This window comes from Noviherbaspirillum agri, from assembly GCF_054780595.1.
The window spans coordinates 562,937-578,964 of record NZ_BAAGWA010000002.1; the positions used below are offsets into that span (position 1 = coordinate 562,937).

A 16,028-nucleotide genomic window follows, 5' to 3' on the forward strand; every position below is an offset into this window, starting at 1 on the left:
ATTCGAGTGGGATGGCGACGCAGCCGCCACGCTATAATGCAACCATGTTGCAAATATCCGACCTCCGCTACCGCTATCCTTCTGCGACCTCACCGCAGCTGTCGGTACAGGCGTTTTCGCTCGCCAAGGGGCAACACGCGATCATTCTCGGCCCGTCAGGCTGCGGCAAGTCCACGCTGCTGCACCTTCTTGCCGGGATCCTCACGCCACAGCAAGGGACATTGATTGTCGCCGGCACCGATGTCGCGTCCCTGTCCGCACGTGCGGCAGATGCGTGGCGCGGCAAGACCGTCGGCTTCCTGCCGCAACGACTGGCACTGGTGCCAAGCCTGTCGGTTCGCGAAAACCTGCTGTTGTCAGCCTATGCCAACGGGGGACACGCTGATGTTGCACGTGCCGATGCACTGCTTGAAGCACTGGGACTGTCCGATGAGGCCGGTAGAAAGCCGCATCAACTCAGCCAAGGTCAGCAGCAGCGCGTTGCCATTGCACGCGCCCTGTCCAATCATCCGATGCTGCTGCTGGCCGACGAACCGACTGCGAACCTCGACGACTCTGCGTGCGCCGCTGCAATCAACCTGCTTGCATCCCAAGCGTCGGCAAGCGGGGCATCGCTTGTCATCGCAACTCACGATGCACGTGTTATGGCAGCGCTTCCGGCTGCGAAACTCCTGCGCCTGAGTGCCCCAGCGAAGGAGCTGGCATGACGCGAATGAACGCCTTCACCCTTGCGCTCAGATCGCTGCTGCACAAGCCCCTGTCCACCTCCATCAACCTGCTATTGATGGGCGTCGGTATCGCCATGATGACTTTCGTCCTGTCCGCCTCCCGGCAGATTGAAGACAAGGCGCTGCGCGATGCGCGCGGGATTGACCTTGTGGTGGGTGCGAAGGGCTCGCCACTGCAGCTGATCCTGTCTTCCGTCTATCACATCGATATCCCGACCGGGAATATCCCGCTGGCGGCGCAGGCACAGATTGCCCAGAACCGCATGGTCAAGAAGGTCATCCCACTGGCCCTGGGTGACAGCTACAGCGGTTTTCGTATCGTCGGCACGACACCGGACTACATTGCGCATTACGGCGGCACGCTTGCACAGGGAAGAATGTTCGATGCGCCGTTGCAGGCCGTGTTTGGCGCAGAAGCAGCGAAAAAGACAGGTGCCCGGATCGATGCCTCATTTACCGGTTCGCATGGACTCACACGTGGCGGTGGCGACAGGCACGGGGATGCGCCCTTTACAGTGGTCGGGATTCTGAAGCCGACAGGCACCGTGCTTGACCGCCTCGTGCTGACTTCGGTCGAATCCGTGTGGCGGGTACACGAAATTGCCCATGGGATCGATGTCGATGACGAGGAAGAAAAGGCGGCGATGGATGAAGAACGCGAGCTGACCGCACTGCTGGCGCAATATGCGTCGCCACTGGCTGCTGTGATGCTGCCGCGCGCCATCAACAGCCAGGGCGAACTGCAGGCGGCGCAGCCTGCTTTTGAATCCGCCAAGCTGTTCCGCATGCTCGGTGTTGGCGTCGACGTCCTGCGCGGCATTGCCGGCATCATGCTGCTATCGGCAGCCCTGTCGATGTTCGCTGCACTCTACAACGCGCTGGAGGAACGCAAGACGGATCTTGCCATCCTGCGCGCACTCGGCGCCCCGCCGGCAAAGTTGTTGCGGCTGTTGCTGGTCGAAGGCATGTTGCTCTCGCTGACTGGAGCAGCGATCGGCTGGTTAACCGGGCATGCGGCACTCGAGCTCCTTGGTTGACTATTGGCAAGCGACCAGAACCTCGCACTTTCCGGTTTTGTGGTCGTGCCTGAAGAAGCATGGCTTGCCGCCGTCGCGGTCGGCGTCGGCTTTGCGGCGGCGCTACTGCCGGCGCTGCGGGCCTATCGCACCGACATTGCAGCCACGCTTGCGCATTGATTACAACAAGGAAAACCGCATGAAATTCTTGATCAGTATCCTGCTCGCGGCGGCAGCCGTCACCGCCCAGGCCAAGGAAGACCAGGAACATCTGAAGGCCATTATCGACCAGCACAAGACAATCGCCGTTGCGCACCAGGCCGCCGCCGAGTGCCTCGCCTCCGGCCGGGGCGAAGAAGCCTGCCATGCCGAATTGGCAAAGACATGCAAAGGGCTGGCGATTGGCAAACTCTGCGGCATGAAGCACAAGCACTGACCACATCGCTCCCGGCACAACGCTCAATGCATCAATTGTTCAAGCCCCTTCACAAAAAGCTCATGCCCGCCTTTCTGCGCCCCCTGCTTTTCGCCCTGCTAGCTGCACCTGCGCTGGCTTTTTCTGCACCAAAGGCTCCGCCCGCACAGGTTGCACCTAGTGAGCATGTTCCACCACCGAATTCCCCTCCGCCAATGATGCAAACACTGCCTGAAATCAAGGGAGTCGTCTCGTGGGACACGCTGGCGAACGTCAAGCAGATCAAGACCAAGGACCGCATACTTCCGGAGTTCTCCAAGGAGATCAGCGCCTTGAATGGCAAGGAGGTCAAGGTGCAAGGCTTTATGATGCCGCTGGAGCCGGGCGAGAAGCAGAAGCACTTCCTGCTGTCGCTCATGCCGCAGAGCTGCAACTTCTGCCTTCCTGCTGGGCCGGAAGGTGTGGTCGAGGTCAAGTCTAAAGCACCGGTCAAGTACACATTCGAGCCGGTCGTGGTCAGCGGCAAGATGAGCATTCTGAGAGATGATCCGATGGGACTGTACTACCGCCTGACAGATGCCGTTCCTGTATCGGCAAAATGAGTTCTTGATGCCTGCTGCGCGCCACATCGCACGATATCGATCTTTCATCGCCATGCTGCTGGCGATGGCGTTGCTGTTCGCGCAATGGTCCGGCTTTGCTCACAGGATCGACCACGCAACCTGGCAGCAGGAGCATGTATATATCGGCCCGGTGGAGGCCGAAGGTTTAGGCGACACCGAATCGCGCCACTCCTGCGTCGCATTCGACGCGGCAGCGGTAGCCGATGCCATCACTCTTCCGCACTTTATCGCACCGCTGCTTGCCAGCACTGAAGTCCTCGCCTTATGGGCGGCATTTTCCTCCTGGGACGCGCCACCGTCCCGTCCGTTCTGCCCGCGCGCTCCACCACGCGCCTGACGCATTCCATTGCTTGCCCGGCATTGCGCCGGTTAAACACATCGTGCAAATCCTGTCGCAATCGCGACGAGGCTTGCACCGCATTCTCTTTTATTCAGGAATCGTCATGGCCAATCACAATCCATTCATGACGAGCGCCGTACTGTGTGCGCTCGCATCAACCTCAATTGCCGTCCACGCCCAAACCGAGGAAAAGACCCTTCCTGCCGTGGTCGTCACGGCGACTCCCTTCAACAGCGAAGAAACGATGCAGATCCTGACCCCGGCCAAGGTTCTCGCTGGCGAAGAGCTGCGCAACAAACTTGGCTCGTCACTGGGCGAGACGCTGTCGCATGAGCTGGGCGTATCGGCGTCCAGCTTTGGCGCTGGCGCTTCGCGCCCTGTCATCCGCGGTCTGGAAGGACCGCGCGTCAAAATTCTGCAGGACGGCATGGCCGTGTCCGACCTCTCCGCACTTTCCAACGACCACGCGGTCGCAACCGAGGCTGCAACCGCGCGCCAGATCGAGGTACTGCGCGGGCCAGCCTCACTGCTGTACGGTTCGGGCGCCATCGGAGGATTGATCAACATCGTCAATGAGCGTATCCCGACGTCAGTCGTACCGCACGCAACGGGAGAGACAGAACTTCGTCTCGGCACCGCGGACAGGGAGCGAAGCCTGGCTTTCTCCGCCGACGGCAACGCCGGCGGTCTCGCCCTGCATGTTGACGGTAATGCGCGCAACGCCGACAACTACAAGATTCCCGGTTACGCGACGCGGCATGACCCGGATTCGGCCTCCGGCCGGCTGCCATCATCGTTCGCACGGGCGCGCAATCTCGGCTTTGGCGCAGCGCATATTGCCGACTGGGGACATATCGGCGCCTCGGTAGGCAATATGGACAACCGGTATGGCATCCCGACAGAAGAGCAAGCCTTCATCGAGCAGTCGCAGGTACGGGCCGATGTGGATGGTCTCGTCAAGCGGCCATTCTCAGGAGTCGAATCGTTCCGTTTCAGGCTCGGCAATACGGATTACCGCCATACGGAGAACGAGGCAGACGGCACGCCCGCGATGAGGTTCAAGAACAAAGCGCTGGAGACACGCGCGGAAATTACCCACCAGTCGATCGCCGACTGGGAGGGTACATTCGGCGTGCAAACCGAGCACAGCAGGTTCTCCGCCCTTTCCGCGGAAACTGGAAGGCCTGATGCAGTGCCGGTCACGAAGTCCTCGTCGGCGGCGGCCTTCCTGGTAGAGCAGCGCGATTTCGGCCCGATACGCGCCAGTGCAGGCGTGCGCACCGAGTCGGTCCGCCGCCGTCCGGACGATGACAGCTTGCCCAACCGGGATTTCAGCCTGAATTCCTATTCGGTCGGCGGTTTGTGGTCTTTTGTACCCGGCTACGGCTTGGGCGCGACGTTCTCGTCCGCACAACGGGCGCCGGCCATTGAAGAGTTGTATGCCAATGGCCCGCACGAAGCGACCGCGACGTTCGACATCGGCGACCCGACGCTGAAAAAGGAAACCTCTCGCAACATCGAACTGACACTGCAGAAAACCGCCGGAAAACTGCGCTGGAAAGCGAACCTGTTCGAAAACCGCGTGCGCCACTTCGTTTATGGACGTGCCGACGGCAGTGCTGTCGACGAGGCTGGCAACGATGATCCGGCCGGCGAATTCATCCGGCGCTTCTGGTCTCAGGCGAGAGCAAAGATCCGCGGCGCAGAGGCGGAAGCAAGTTACAACCTGCGCGGTGAAGGTTTATCGCTCCGGACGTTTGCCGACACCTCCCGCGGCACGCTCGAGGATGGCAGCAACCTGCCCCTGCAGCCGGCAACGCGTTTCGGCGTTGAAGCGGGCTATCGGCAAGGTGGATGGCGCAGCGGCCTCTCTGCCGTCCATGCGCGGCGCCAGGATCGGCTTGCCAGTTTCGAAACTTTTGCGACGCCGGCATACACGCTCATCGATGCACATGTCTCTTTCACGACACGCAGCAGCGATACGCAATGGACCTGGTTTGCGCTCGTGAAGAACCTGCTCGATGAAGACGTACGTCTCTCAACCTCCGTTCTGCGCAGTGTGGCACCGCAGCCTGGCAGGAATTTCGTGCTTGGCGTACGGACAACTTTCTGAGGAAGATAACGAATCGACAAGGTTTGACAAACACTTCCTGTGCCGTTGTAATGACAAGTCTGCACGTGAATCGTGTTACCTTTAAGGGACTAGATTTTTTCCCTTCCGCCAGACCATCGGCAAAGGGGGATGGCAATACTCAAGTCAGGGGCAACGTGGGGATTTTTTCGCTTTTCGGCAAAAAGCCGCAGGAAGATACGGTCGACAAGGACGCTTCTCGTGCAAAACGCCCGTCGAGCACGTCGAGTAGTACGTCACGACAGGAATCGAGCAAGAGCAGCGTCCGTCCCCAGCCCGCGAAGCGTGATGCACAGGCCGCGCGTGCGACGGCAATGAAGATCGATGCCATCGAATCTGAAATGTCGTCCGAATTCACCGTGACGACACAACCTGGCAATAACGGATTACGCGCGAATACCGTGCCTGCAGCGGCACCCAAGGCGCGTCCCGCTGCGCCCCCCACATCGTCAACCGCCTCTGCAAAACCCCGTGCCGAGGCCGCAAAACCCGCTCAACCAGCGCCAGCCCCCCAGGAGCCGCAGACGCTGGCACCGGAAATGGGCAACACCACCGAATTCCTGCTGGGTGGCCAGAGCACCATCAACGACATGGCGCTCCCCGCCTCCGAAGCGGCAGCCGTCATTGAAGAAGCGGCAGTCATGTACGCCAACGGCCAGACGGAAGTGGCAGAGGCGATGCTCGCGGCAGCAGTTGCGGAAGACAACCTTGGCCTCGTCACCTCCCGCGCATGGTGGATGCTGTTCGACCTGTACCAGATTGGCGAGAAGCGGCAGGCCTTCGAAAATCTTGCGGTCGCCTACGCCAGCAAGTTCGAAAGCTCGCCACCGGCATGGCGCGAGTCCGAGCAGAGTGCAGCGCAAAGCGCGCAGGCAAAACCATCGACAACGCCGATGGTGCCCTTCACCGGCAAGCTCGATGCCAGCAGCCAGAAGCTGGTCGAGCGCATGCAAAAGCTCGCCGAGAGCTATCGCACGCTGCGGCTTGAATTCGCCAAAGTGACCGAAGTTCACCCCGCCGGTTGCAGCCTGTTGCACACCGAACTGAAGAAACTGCAGAAATCCGGCCACGACCTGATCCTCGTCGGCGCACCGGAACTGGCGGACAAGATCCGCGCGATCCTGGAAGTCGGCCGCCGTGACGACACGGAAGACGCTTGGCTGCTGCTGCTGGAAATCCTGCGCCTGCTGAATCGCGAGAAAGAGTTCGAGGAAACCAGCATCGATTACTGCGTGACCTTCGAAGTGTCGCCGCCAGCATTCGTTGCGCCGAAAAACAAGGTGACGACCGCAGCCGCCGAGGCGCCGGTCCAGAACGAGCCGCAGGAAGCGTTCATGATGCCGGTCAAGATCGAAGGACGCATCGACGACCTGATTGTCGCCATCGCAGCCTATTCCGACGAACATACTCCTGCGATCGTGGATTGCTCGCAACTGGTCCGTGTCGACTTCAATGCTGCCGGCCGGTTGTTGTCCGGACTGACGCCGTTCTGCGTCAGCGGCAAGCAGATCGAATTCCATCAGGTCAACCATCTGGTCGCGGAACTCTTCATCATGATGGGCCTTGCGGATATCCTGGCCATTCATCCGCGCAAGACCTGACGCTTTCTCTCGCTTCACTTCCTTGCCGGCAGATCGAAATCTGCCGTCTACACTACTTGTAATCCCGCGGCCTGCCCCTATCTGGATTGAATGTTTTCACTTCAGAGGCCAGCATGGAACAATTTCACGGTACAACCATCCTGTCAGTACGCCGCGGCAATGTCGTTGCCTTGGGCGGTGACGGCCAGGTGACCTTGGGCAACGTTGTCATGAAAGGCAGCGCGCGCAAGGTGCGCAAGCTGTATCAAGGCAAGGTGCTGGCAGGATTTGCCGGCGGCACAGCCGATGCATTCACCCTGATCGAACGTTTCGAGGCCAAGCTGGAAAAGCATCAGGGCAACCTGATGCGCGCCTCAGTGGAGCTGGCGAAGGACTGGCGAACCGACCGCATCCTGCGCCGCCTGGAAGCGATGCTGCTGGTTGCAGACCGTGAAGCGACGCTGATCATCACCGGCAACGGCGACGTGCTGGAGCCGGAATCGGGAATTGGCGCGATCGGCTCCGGCGGCGTCTATGCCCAGTCCGCAGCAAAAGCCTTGCAGGAAAACACGGACCTGCCTCCGGTCGAGATCGTGAAGAAGGCGCTCACCATCGCCGGCGAGCTCTGCATCTACACCAACCTGTCGCACACCATCGAAACCCTGGACTAACGCGATCGCTTCGCGCACATCATCATGAACATGACCCCTCAAGAGATCGTTTCCGAACTGGACAAGCATGTGGTCGGCCAAGGCCGCGCCAAGCGCGCCGTCGCCATTGCACTGCGCAACCGCTGGCGCCGCCAGCAGGTCGCAGAACCGCTGCGCCATGAGATCACGCCAAAGAACATCCTGATGATCGGCCCGACCGGTGTCGGCAAAACCGAGATCGCGCGCCGCCTCGCCAAGCTGGCCGATGCGCCGTTCATCAAGATCGAAGCGACCAAGTTCACCGAGGTGGGCTATGTCGGCCGTGACGTGGATACCATCATCCGCGACCTGATCGATATCGGCATCAAGCAGACGCGCGAATCCGAAATGCGCAAGGTGCGCGCCCGCGCCGAGGACGCAGCGGAAGACCGCGTGCTCGATATCCTGCTGCCGCCGGCCCGGGATTTCGGCTTCAGCGCGACACCTAACGCCACCTCCGAAAGCGACGCGCAAGCCGGCAATGCAACACGCCAGACTTTCCGCAAGCGCCTGCGCGAGGGCGCGCTGGACGACCGGGAAGTCGAGATCGAAGTCGCCGAGACCGGCCCGCACATGGAAATCATGGCGCCGCCCGGCATGGAAGAAATGACCGAGCAGATCAAGTCGATGTTCTCGGGACTCGGGGCAGCGCGCAAGAAGAAGCGCAAGATGAAGATCAAGGAAGCGATGAAGCTGCTGGTCGAGGAAGAAGCCGCCAAGCTGGTCAACGACGACGAACTCAAGCAGAAGGCGATCGCGAATGTCGAACAGAACGGCATCGTATTCCTCGACGAGATCGACAAGATCGCGAGCCGGTCCGAAACCGGCGGCGCCGATGTGTCGCGCGCCGGCGTGCAACGCGACCTGCTGCCGCTGGTGGAAGGTACGACGGTCAATACCAAGTACGGCATGATCAAGACCGACCACATCCTGTTCATCGCGTCCGGCGCCTTCCACTTGGCCAAGCCGTCCGATTTGATCCCTGAATTGCAGGGGCGCTTTCCGATCCGAGTCGAACTCGAGTCGTTGTCGATCGCCGATTTCGAGCGCATCCTGACCAGCACCGACGCCTGCCTGACACGCCAGTACGAAGCGCTGCTCGCGACCGAAGGGGTGAAGGTCGAGTTCACCAAGGAAGGCATCCAGCGCATGGCCGAAATCGCATTCTCGGTGAATGAGAAGACCGAAAACATTGGCGCACGCCGCCTGTATACGGTGATGGAAAAGCTGCTGGAGGAAGTATCGTTCACTGCAAGCGAAGTGTCAGGCCGGACGATTGCGATCGACGCGGCCTACGTTGACGACAAACTCGGCGCACTGGCCGTCAACGAAGACCTCTCCCGTTACGTGCTGTAACGCTGCAACCTGAATGGCGCGCACCTCGCACGAGGCTGCGCGCCGGATCGATTGTCATGGCAAACAAGGCCCTCGCCAAACGGCAGAAAATGACCATCCGTGTCGAGCCGTCGCAGAAACCGCTGAAAGCGCGCAATCCCATCGCGCTTGCCGCCAAACAGCGCGCGGCTGGCTCCCATCGCAAAACCGCTTCGACAGAGCGTCAGCTGCAAGAGCGGCTACTCAAGAAGGTGCTCGGCGAATCCGAGGACAAGTAGTGGTTGCGGGCGGTGTCATCGTTGGACCGTACACTGCAGCCCCCTTCTCGCCTGTCTCGCCAAGGCGTTCTCACACGCTCTCGCAGGGAGACAGCAAGCTTTCCGCTCCTTTTTCCACTTTTTTGCGTGGTTCAAACTACGTGCCCTGTAAGCAGTAGAACGCTTTCGACGTCCTGAAGACCCTAGCGGCTTATCAATGGCGCCGTATCCGGAGACGATGGCCGTGGCGGTATGCCGGGGGGCGCAGCAGGAGCCATCGGTGCAGGGGCAGGAGTAGCCGGCGCAATAGAAGTCGCCGGTGGAGCAGTGCGTGCCGCGCCAGCGTTGGCGGCACCAGCCGGCGGTGCCGTGGTCGATGACGTCTGCGGTGCGCTTGGTGGCGGGCTGACAACGACCGTCGGCGGCGCGGTAGGCGGAAGTTGAACGGAAGGTACGACGCCGGATGGTATTGGAGATCCACTCGACGAGGATGTCGGCGGCGTAGCGGGTAAAGGCGGTTGTCCCGGCACTGCGGTTGCCGGCGCCGTCACGCCAGGTGCGACACCACCTGGTGGCGCGGTCGCAGCGGCCTGGGCACGCGAAGGAATTTGTTGACTCGGCTGCGGAGTGGTTGTGCCGGGCGGCATTGCGGTTGGCTGTACAGGAACAGGTGCCAGGTTCGCCAATTCGACCTGCCCTTTCGCGTTCTCGGGCAATTCCACGCGCTTGGTGGCGCCATTGTCCGACAACAGCACATATTCCGGGTGCACCTCCTTGACGATCACGCCGGGAGCCACTTCCATATCGACCCGCACCGCTTGCGCCGGCTTGCCATCGGCACTCAGGATTGCAACGCTGTTACGCGGGCTGCCAGAAAAGATAATTCCTTTCAATTGATAGTTGCTGGCGACGGCCGCCTTCTGTGCACTTCCGCCAAACAAGCTGGCTGCGGCGTCCGGCCGTATCTCGGCCTGTGCTGCCTGAGGTGGCGCAGCGACAGGGCGCAGCGGTGGCTTAAACAACTGCATTGCCCAGTACGCCACGGAGGCGCACAGCGCAATGAACAGCACGAAACTCGCAACCAACGGCAAGCGCTTCATGTTCTGCATTTCTCCCTAGCAGTGGTGCACCATGCATCGCAGCGCATCACGCGAATTGAATCGACAGCGGTAAAACGAAACCTGCCCGTCATTACCGTCTCCATTTCTTACCGCACCAGCTGGTTGATTTCGATGATCGGCATCAGGACGGCAAGCACGATCAGCAACACCACGACTCCCATGACCAGAATCAGCGCCGGTTCCAGCAAGCCGGCAATCGTCATCGCGCGCCGTTCCAGATCCTGCTCCTGCGCATTCGATGCACGTTCCAGCATCGCGGGCAACTCACCCGTCACTTCGCCGGCGCGGATCATGTGGATGAGCATCGGCGGAAAATGCTTATGGGCCGACAAGGCACGCGCCAAGCTGACACCCTCGCGCACGCTGGCGGTTGCATCTTCGACCTGCTCGCGCATGGCGACATTCGATAGCGTGTCCCGGCTTGTCTGCAGCGCGCGCAGGATCGGCACGCCGGATCCTGTCGTAATTGCCAGCGTGCTGGCAAAGCGCGCGGTATTCAGGCTGCGCTCGAATTTGCCGTACAACGGTGCCGTCAACAGCCAGCGATGCCAGCGGTACTTGATGTCCGGGTTTTTCAGTGCGGTGCGCCATGCCAGGAAGGCAGCAACCAGCGCCAGGAAGACGATCCAGCCATAACTGCGAACGAAGTCGGAGATCGCGAGCATGATGACTGTCAGTAACGGCAGCTTCTGCTTGGTGTTTGCAAACACCGACACGATCTGCGGGACGACGTAGGCCAGCAGGAAAATCACGATGGCAAACGCAACGACCGTGACGATCGCCGGATAGGTGAACGCAAGGCGAACCTTTTGTACCAGTGCGTTGCGGCGCTCGATATAGTCCGCCAGCCGCGACAGGACGCGCGACAACTGACCGATCTGCTCGCCTGACGCAACCAGTGCACGGTAGATGTCGGCAAAGTCGCGCGGATGGCGCGCAAGCGCATCCGACAAGGACGAGCCGCCCATCAGCTCGGAGCGGATCGATGCGACGAGGTCGCGCACATAAGGCCGTTCTGCCTGCTCCAGCAATGCGGTAAACGCCTGTTCCAAAGGCAGGCTTGCCTCGAGCAGGCTTGCGAGCTGACGCGTGAACAAGGCCAGTTCCGTGGTCGACAATTTGTCGCCGAAGGCGTGCCGTTTTGCCTGGCCGAGTTCATCGACCTGTGCGCTGATCGCATCGACCACGATAGGCACGAGGCCTTGCGCGCGCAGGTCCGAGCGCGCAGCACGTGCGCTGTCCGCGTTGACGACACCCTTCTTGGTGGCGCCGACAGCGTCAACTGCTTCATAACGAAAAGCCGGCATCGCTTACCCTGTCCTCACTCTTTCGCAACCCGCAACAGCTCGGCCGGCGTCGTGATGCCTTCCGCGATCCAGCGCTCACCATCTTCACGCATGGTTCGCATGCCGTTGCGCTGGGCGACCGCGCGGATTTCTGCTTCCGATGCACGATCATGGATCTGGGCATTGATTTCAGGCGTGGTCTTGAGCAGCTCGTAAATACCGACGCGTCCCTGATAACCGGTCTGCCCGCATTTGTCGCAGCCGACCGCATGCCATTGCTGCCCGTCGTTCTGCTTGCACACCGGGCACAGCTTGCGCACGAGCCGCTGCGCGACAACGCCAAGCAGAGATGAAGACAGCAGGAAGGGTTCGATGCCCATGTCCAGCAAGCGCGTGATTGCCGCAGCAGAATCATTGGTATGCAGTGTTGCCAGCACGAGGTGGCCGGTGAGCGAGGCCTGTACCGCAATCTGCGCGGTTTCCAGGTCGCGGATCTCGCCGATCATGATGACGTCCGGGTCTTGCCGCAGAATCGCCCGCAATGCCTTTGCAAAGGTCATGTCGATGCGCGGGTTGACCTGCGTCTGACCGACACCCTGCAGCTCGTATTCGATCGGGTCTTCAACCGTCAGGATGTTGGTGTCCGGCGCGTTCAGCTGTGTCAGCGCTGCGTAAAGCGTCGTGGTCTTACCGGAACCGGTTGGCCCAGTGACCAGTACGATGCCGTGCGGCTGGCTGATCAGTTCGGCAAATTGCTTCTGCGTATCGGGTGCCATGCCGAGATGGTTCAGGTCCATCCGGCCGCCTTCCTTGTCGAGCAGACGCAGCACGGCGCGCTCGCCATGACCCGTCGGCAATGTGGAAACACGGACATCGACCGGCTTGCCGCCGATGCGCAACGCAATGCGTCCGTCCTGCGGCAGGCGTTTCTCTGCGATATCCAGTTGCGCCATGATCTTGATCCGCGAGATCAGCGAAGCATGGATCGCCTTTTTCGGTCGCACGATGTCGCGCAGGGCGCCGTCGATGCGAAAGCGCACAACCGACACCTGCTCGAACGGTTCGATATGAACATCCGATGCCTCTTCGCGCACCGCTTGTGTCAGCAGTGCATTGATCATGCGAATGACCGGCGCATCGTCCGCAGACTCGAGCAGGTCCTCGATGGCCGGCATATCGAGCATCAGCTTCGCCAGATCAAGATCGGACTCGACTTCGCCGACGACTTGGGCCGCATCGCCGCCGGAGCCGGCATAGGCCTTGGCGATGGCGGCTTCGAGGTCTTCGCGCGGCAGCGACTTCAGCTTCACTCGTCCGAAGCGGCGACTGACTTCGGCAATCGCCGACGGGGCTGTGGCTTCCGACACCCATACCTCGACGGCATTGTTGATCGCCTCGCTGCGCCGCGCCAGCACTGTGTGGTCTCGGGCGAAGGTGTACGGCAACAGGGCGTCGGTCATGGTGGTACTCATTGCTATCTACTCTGGTTCGTTTCCGGCGCGGGGGCGGGCGGCACGACGGGCACCGGCGTGGGAACCGGTGTAGGTGTCGGCACCATCACGGGCGGAATGGGTTGGGCAACGCCGCCGCCAGTTGGACGAGCATCCAGCAATAACGGTCCCTCAATCGGGCGGCCATCCTGCAGCGCCGGGAGCAACGGGGAATCCATATCCGGCAGCATCGGCACATGTTCCGGCCGAGCATTCATCTGGATGCCGCGGATGTAGTCATAGCGGTCATTCACCACATTGACGCTCTGTTCAGCCGTGCGGATGACGGTCGGGCGCAGGAATACCATGAGATTGGTCTTGTTGCCGCTACGGTTACGGTACTTGAACAGGTTGCCGACCACCGGGATGTCGCCCAGCAGCGGAACCTTTTCTTCACCATCCGTCGTTCTGTCCTCGATCAAGCCGCCCAGTACGATGATTTGACCATCGTCTACCAAAACGTTCGTCTCGATCGAGCGTTTATTCGTAATGATGTCCGACGCATTGGTCGTCGGCTGCACATTCGAGGTTTCCTGGTAAATCGCCATCTTCACCGTGCCGCCTTCCGAGACCTGCGGGCGCACACGCAGCGACAGGCCGACGTCCTTGCGCTCGATCGTCTGGAAGGGATTCACGCCTGCAGAACCGCCCGACGACGCCGTCGTGAACTGGCCGGTGACAAAAGGCACGTTCTGGCCGACGATGATGCGCGCTTCCTCGTTGTCGAGCGTGATCAGATTAGGCGCCGACAGGATGTTGGCGTTTCCTTCGGATTCCAGCGCGCGTGCCAGCGCCCCGAGCGTCAAGTGGCCGTCGACCTGCCGAAATATTCCGAGGTTCAGGCCATTTCCCGGTGGCAGCAAGTTGCCATTTGGCGTCCTCGATGCAATCGCCTGGCTGATCAGATTGTTGCCGCCACCCGGCGTGGTGAAGCCGGTTGCACCGCCGATGCGGTACTTGCTCGTATCACTTCCCGACAGGCCCGCCCATTGAATGCCGAATTCCGCTGCGCGGTCCGCGCTCACTTCCACGATCAGCGATTCCACATACACCTGGGCACGCCGTGCATCAAGTTGATCGATCACGGTGCGCAAGTTGCGATAGACCGACTCGCTCGCCGTAATGATCAGCGCATTGGTTGCCGGGTCGGCCTGGATAAACCCGGCCGGGCCGCCGGAGGGTAGCGCGGCGGGGGCAGGCGTTGCGGTGAGCGGCTGTCCATTGCCGAACTGTTGCCCCTGCTGTCCCGCAGACGTCGTCATTGGCTGGGGACTTGCCGCCTGTTGGATATTGGCTCCCGCACCCTGGCCAGTGCTGTCGGATGCAATCACAGCGCGCAAGGTCTGCGCGAGCCGCATCGCATCGGCGTTGCGCAAATACACGACGTGTACATTGCCTGGCTGGGCAGTCGGCTGGTCAAGCTTCGCTACCAGCGATTTTGCAAGATTGGCCCGCGCCATTGATGGTGCGCGCAGGATGACAGAATTGGTGCGCGGGTCGGCAATCATCGTCACCCGGCCGGAGTCTCCGCCGGCAACCGGTGCGCCGCCGCCCTGCTCCATCAGCCGGTTCACCATCACGGCAATATCGCTCGCAACTGCATGCCGGATTGGGATCACATCCATGTCGCCGGCCGCCGGTGCATCGAGCGCGGCGATGATCCGGCCGATGCGCTTGAGGTTGTCGGCGTAGTCGGTGATGACAAGACTGTTATTGCCGGGATTGACGTTGATGGTGTTGTTCGGTGAAATGAGCGGGCGCAGCACCTGCACCAGGTTGTTCGCCGACTCGTAATTGAGGCGGAAGATCTGGGTCGCGATCTGGTCGCCGCGCACTTCGGAGGCTTTTGTCGGGCCTGCCTGCAATTTGGCATCGGCCTCCGGCACAACCTTGGTGAAGCCGTCGGCCTTGACCATCGCATAACCTTGCAACCGCAGCGAGGAACCGAGCATCTGCAGCGCCTGCGCCTTGTTGACCGGCTTTTCGGACACGAGATTGATCGTGCCTTTGACGCGCGGGTCGATGATGAAGGTAGTGCGCGTGTAATGCCCGACCGCCTTGATCACCGACTCGATGTCGGCGCCGACGAAATTGAGCGTTGCCTGGTCGGACGAAGGATCCTGTGCATAGGCAGGTGGCATCCCTGTCGTCATTGCACACAGCAATAAAGCGGTTGCTCCCCAGCGGCGCCATCCGGCCTGGTCCTGGAATGTTTCTGCTGATTGGTTTTTTTTCATTTGAACTCTAGCGCGATAACATCTTTGTCGCCTTCTCTTCGGCGTTGTCCCAGCAAATTCAACAGATTTGCCAGCCGTTCTTCCTGCCCTGCTTCTGCTTCTGCCTTCCCGGAAAACTGCAATCGTCCGTTAGCGAGCCTCCCTTTACCACTCAACAGCATCGGCCCCTTGAGCGTGGTCAACGCAACTTGTGCCTGTTGGCCACGCCAGTCCATTATCAATTGGTAAGCCCCCAAGGGTTTGATCGGTGACAGACGCGATGCAATGTCGTCCATTTGCAATGTTGCCGTTCCGTTAATCGCCACGTTGTTGCCTTCCCGCACTATCTGAAGGGGCGTCCAGGACAGCTGCATCTGCCCCGAGGGCTGTATCGTGTTCAGTGGAGCGCCCAGGCCCGCGAGCCGCTCCGCCGGCAACGACACGGCGGCACCGCTCACCTGCCACTGATACCAGCTGCCGGTAATCGTGACCGGCTGCGACAGTGCTTGGTCATTCTTCACCGTGGCGTCGACTTGGCCCAGAAGCACCAGCGGCGACAGTTGCCACTCGAACCGGCCCGGCAACAGTGGCGTTACCGGATCGGCACCACTGGGCGCACCGCCGATGAACGCGGAACCGTTCCACAAGGTTCCCTGCGCATCGCCCAGGGTCAGGCGGCCGCCGGTCTGCGATTCGACCACGGCAGCCATCCAGGCCGCAGGACAAAATGCCAACACCGTCAGCGCCACGCTGACGACTGCCGCCAGACCCCACAGGATCACGCGCCGCACTTCGCCCTCC

The 16,028-nt window shown here is 60.9% G+C and carries 16 protein-coding genes; 11 read left to right on the forward strand and 5 right to left on the reverse strand.

Annotation, left to right across the window (positions count from 1 at the left end):
* Window positions 1–44 precede the first annotated feature (44 nt).
* The 11 genes from ACYVIA_RS05300 to ACYVIA_RS05350 all read left to right on the forward strand — a co-directional run bounded on the left by ACYVIA_RS05300 (window position 45) and on the right by ACYVIA_RS05350 (window position 9,135).
* A complete protein-coding gene (locus ACYVIA_RS05300) occupies window positions 45–707 on the forward strand; it encodes an ABC transporter ATP-binding protein (RefSeq protein WP_460838598.1) in 663 nt (220 codons plus the stop codon).
* Window positions 704–1,765, forward strand: coding sequence for an ABC transporter permease (locus ACYVIA_RS05305; protein ID WP_460838601.1), 1,062 nt, complete (start codon window positions 704–706; stop codon window positions 1,763–1,765). The genes ACYVIA_RS05300 and ACYVIA_RS05305 overlap by 4 nt, the downstream gene beginning before the upstream one ends.
* A 3-nt stretch (window positions 1,766–1,768) precedes the next feature.
* Window positions 1,769–1,924, forward strand: a complete 156-nt coding sequence (locus tag ACYVIA_RS05310) for a hypothetical protein (RefSeq protein WP_460838603.1) — start codon at window positions 1,769–1,771, stop codon at window positions 1,922–1,924.
* A 19-nt stretch (window positions 1,925–1,943) separates the two neighbouring features.
* Window positions 1,944–2,180 carry a hypothetical protein gene (locus ACYVIA_RS05315; RefSeq protein WP_460838605.1) on the forward strand — a complete coding sequence of 79 codons (237 nt, stop codon included), beginning with the start codon at window positions 1,944–1,946 and terminating at the stop codon, window positions 2,178–2,180.
* A gap of 194 nt (window positions 2,181–2,374) precedes the next feature.
* A complete protein-coding gene (locus tag ACYVIA_RS05320) occupies window positions 2,375–2,761 on the forward strand; it encodes a DUF3299 domain-containing protein (RefSeq protein ID WP_460838607.1) in 387 nt (128 codons plus the stop codon).
* A gap of 7 nt (window positions 2,762–2,768) precedes the next feature.
* The gene (locus ACYVIA_RS05325; protein WP_460838609.1) at window positions 2,769–3,119 is read left to right on the forward strand and encodes a hypothetical protein; all 351 of its coding nucleotides are present in this window, start codon (window positions 2,769–2,771) and stop codon (window positions 3,117–3,119) included.
* 106 nt (window positions 3,120–3,225) lie between these two features.
* Window positions 3,226–5,235, forward strand: coding sequence for a TonB-dependent receptor (locus tag ACYVIA_RS05330; RefSeq protein WP_460838611.1), 2,010 nt, complete (start codon window positions 3,226–3,228; stop codon window positions 5,233–5,235).
* Between the two features lie 155 nt (window positions 5,236–5,390).
* Window positions 5,391–6,854 (forward strand): hypothetical protein, encoded by a 1,464-nt coding sequence (locus tag ACYVIA_RS05335; RefSeq protein WP_460838615.1) that lies wholly within the window; start codon window positions 5,391–5,393, stop codon window positions 6,852–6,854.
* Between the two features lie 113 nt (window positions 6,855–6,967).
* Window positions 6,968–7,504: an ATP-dependent protease subunit HslV gene (gene hslV / locus ACYVIA_RS05340; protein WP_460838617.1), complete on the forward strand. Its 537-nt coding sequence runs from the start codon at window positions 6,968–6,970 to the stop codon at window positions 7,502–7,504.
* Between the two features lie 24 nt (window positions 7,505–7,528).
* Window positions 7,529–8,878, forward strand: coding sequence for an ATP-dependent protease ATPase subunit HslU (gene hslU / locus ACYVIA_RS05345; protein ID WP_460838618.1), 1,350 nt, complete (start codon window positions 7,529–7,531; stop codon window positions 8,876–8,878).
* Window positions 8,879–8,934: 56 nt separating this feature from the next.
* Window positions 8,935–9,135: a hypothetical protein gene (locus ACYVIA_RS05350; RefSeq protein WP_460838620.1), complete on the forward strand. Its 201-nt coding sequence runs from the start codon at window positions 8,935–8,937 to the stop codon at window positions 9,133–9,135.
* Window positions 9,136–9,317: 182 nt separating this feature from the next.
* Here ACYVIA_RS05350 and ACYVIA_RS05355 read toward each other — a convergent pair whose 3' ends face one another.
* The 5 genes from ACYVIA_RS05355 to ACYVIA_RS05375 all read right to left on the reverse strand — a co-directional run bounded on the left by ACYVIA_RS05355 (window position 9,318) and on the right by ACYVIA_RS05375 (window position 16,018).
* Window positions 9,318–10,223: a type II secretion system protein N gene (locus tag ACYVIA_RS05355; protein ID WP_460838621.1), complete on the reverse strand. Its 906-nt coding sequence runs from the start codon at window positions 10,221–10,223 to the stop codon at window positions 9,318–9,320.
* A 98-nt stretch (window positions 10,224–10,321) separates the two neighbouring features.
* A complete protein-coding gene (gene gspF, locus ACYVIA_RS05360) occupies window positions 10,322–11,542 on the reverse strand; it encodes a type II secretion system inner membrane protein GspF (protein WP_460838623.1) in 1,221 nt (406 codons plus the stop codon).
* Between the two features lie 14 nt (window positions 11,543–11,556).
* On the reverse strand, window positions 11,557–12,993 hold the full coding sequence (gspE, locus tag ACYVIA_RS05365) for a type II secretion system ATPase GspE (RefSeq protein WP_460838625.1): 1,437 nt from the start codon (window positions 12,991–12,993) through the stop codon (window positions 11,557–11,559).
* A 2-nt stretch (window positions 12,994–12,995) separates the two neighbouring features.
* Complete coding sequence (gene gspD, locus ACYVIA_RS05370) at window positions 12,996–15,248, reverse strand: type II secretion system secretin GspD (RefSeq protein ID WP_460838626.1); 2,253 nt, start codon at window positions 15,246–15,248, stop codon at window positions 12,996–12,998.
* Entirely contained in the window at window positions 15,245–16,018 is a 774-nt protein-coding gene (locus ACYVIA_RS05375) for a type II secretion system protein N (protein WP_460838628.1), read from the reverse strand. Before ACYVIA_RS05375 ends, gspD begins: the two co-directional genes overlap by 4 nt.
* Window positions 16,019–16,028 lie beyond the last annotated feature (10 nt).

Excerpts from the sequence above, each read along its gene's own strand:
- ACYVIA_RS05305 (WP_460838601.1), top strand. The coding sequence starts at position 704 with ATGACGCGAATGAACGCCTTCACCCTTGCGCTCAGATCGCTGCTGCAC.
- ACYVIA_RS05315 (WP_460838605.1), top strand. The coding sequence starts at position 1,944 with ATGAAATTCTTGATCAGTATCCTGCTCGCGGCGGCAGCCGTCACCGCC.
- ACYVIA_RS05320 (WP_460838607.1), top strand. The coding sequence starts at position 2,375 with ATGATGCAAACACTGCCTGAAATCAAGGGAGTCGTCTCGTGGGACACG.
- ACYVIA_RS05355 (WP_460838621.1), bottom strand. The coding sequence starts at position 10,223 with ATGCAGAACATGAAGCGCTTGCCGTTGGTTGCGAGTTTCGTGCTGTTC.
- ACYVIA_RS05350 (WP_460838620.1), top strand. The coding sequence starts at position 8,935 with ATGGCAAACAAGGCCCTCGCCAAACGGCAGAAAATGACCATCCGTGTC.
- gspE (WP_460838625.1), bottom strand. The coding sequence starts at position 12,993 with ATGAGTACCACCATGACCGACGCCCTGTTGCCGTACACCTTCGCCCGA.
- ACYVIA_RS05330 (WP_460838611.1), top strand. The coding sequence starts at position 3,226 with ATGGCCAATCACAATCCATTCATGACGAGCGCCGTACTGTGTGCGCTC.
- hslV (WP_460838617.1), top strand. The coding sequence starts at position 6,968 with ATGGAACAATTTCACGGTACAACCATCCTGTCAGTACGCCGCGGCAAT.
- gspF (WP_460838623.1), bottom strand. The coding sequence starts at position 11,542 with ATGCCGGCTTTTCGTTATGAAGCAGTTGACGCTGTCGGCGCCACCAAG.
- gspD (WP_460838626.1), bottom strand. The coding sequence starts at position 15,248 with ATGAAAAAAAACCAATCAGCAGAAACATTCCAGGACCAGGCCGGATGG.
- ACYVIA_RS05300 (WP_460838598.1), top strand. The coding sequence starts at position 45 with ATGTTGCAAATATCCGACCTCCGCTACCGCTATCCTTCTGCGACCTCA.
- hslU (WP_460838618.1), top strand. The coding sequence starts at position 7,529 with ATGAACATGACCCCTCAAGAGATCGTTTCCGAACTGGACAAGCATGTG.
- ACYVIA_RS05325 (WP_460838609.1), top strand. The coding sequence starts at position 2,769 with ATGCCTGCTGCGCGCCACATCGCACGATATCGATCTTTCATCGCCATG.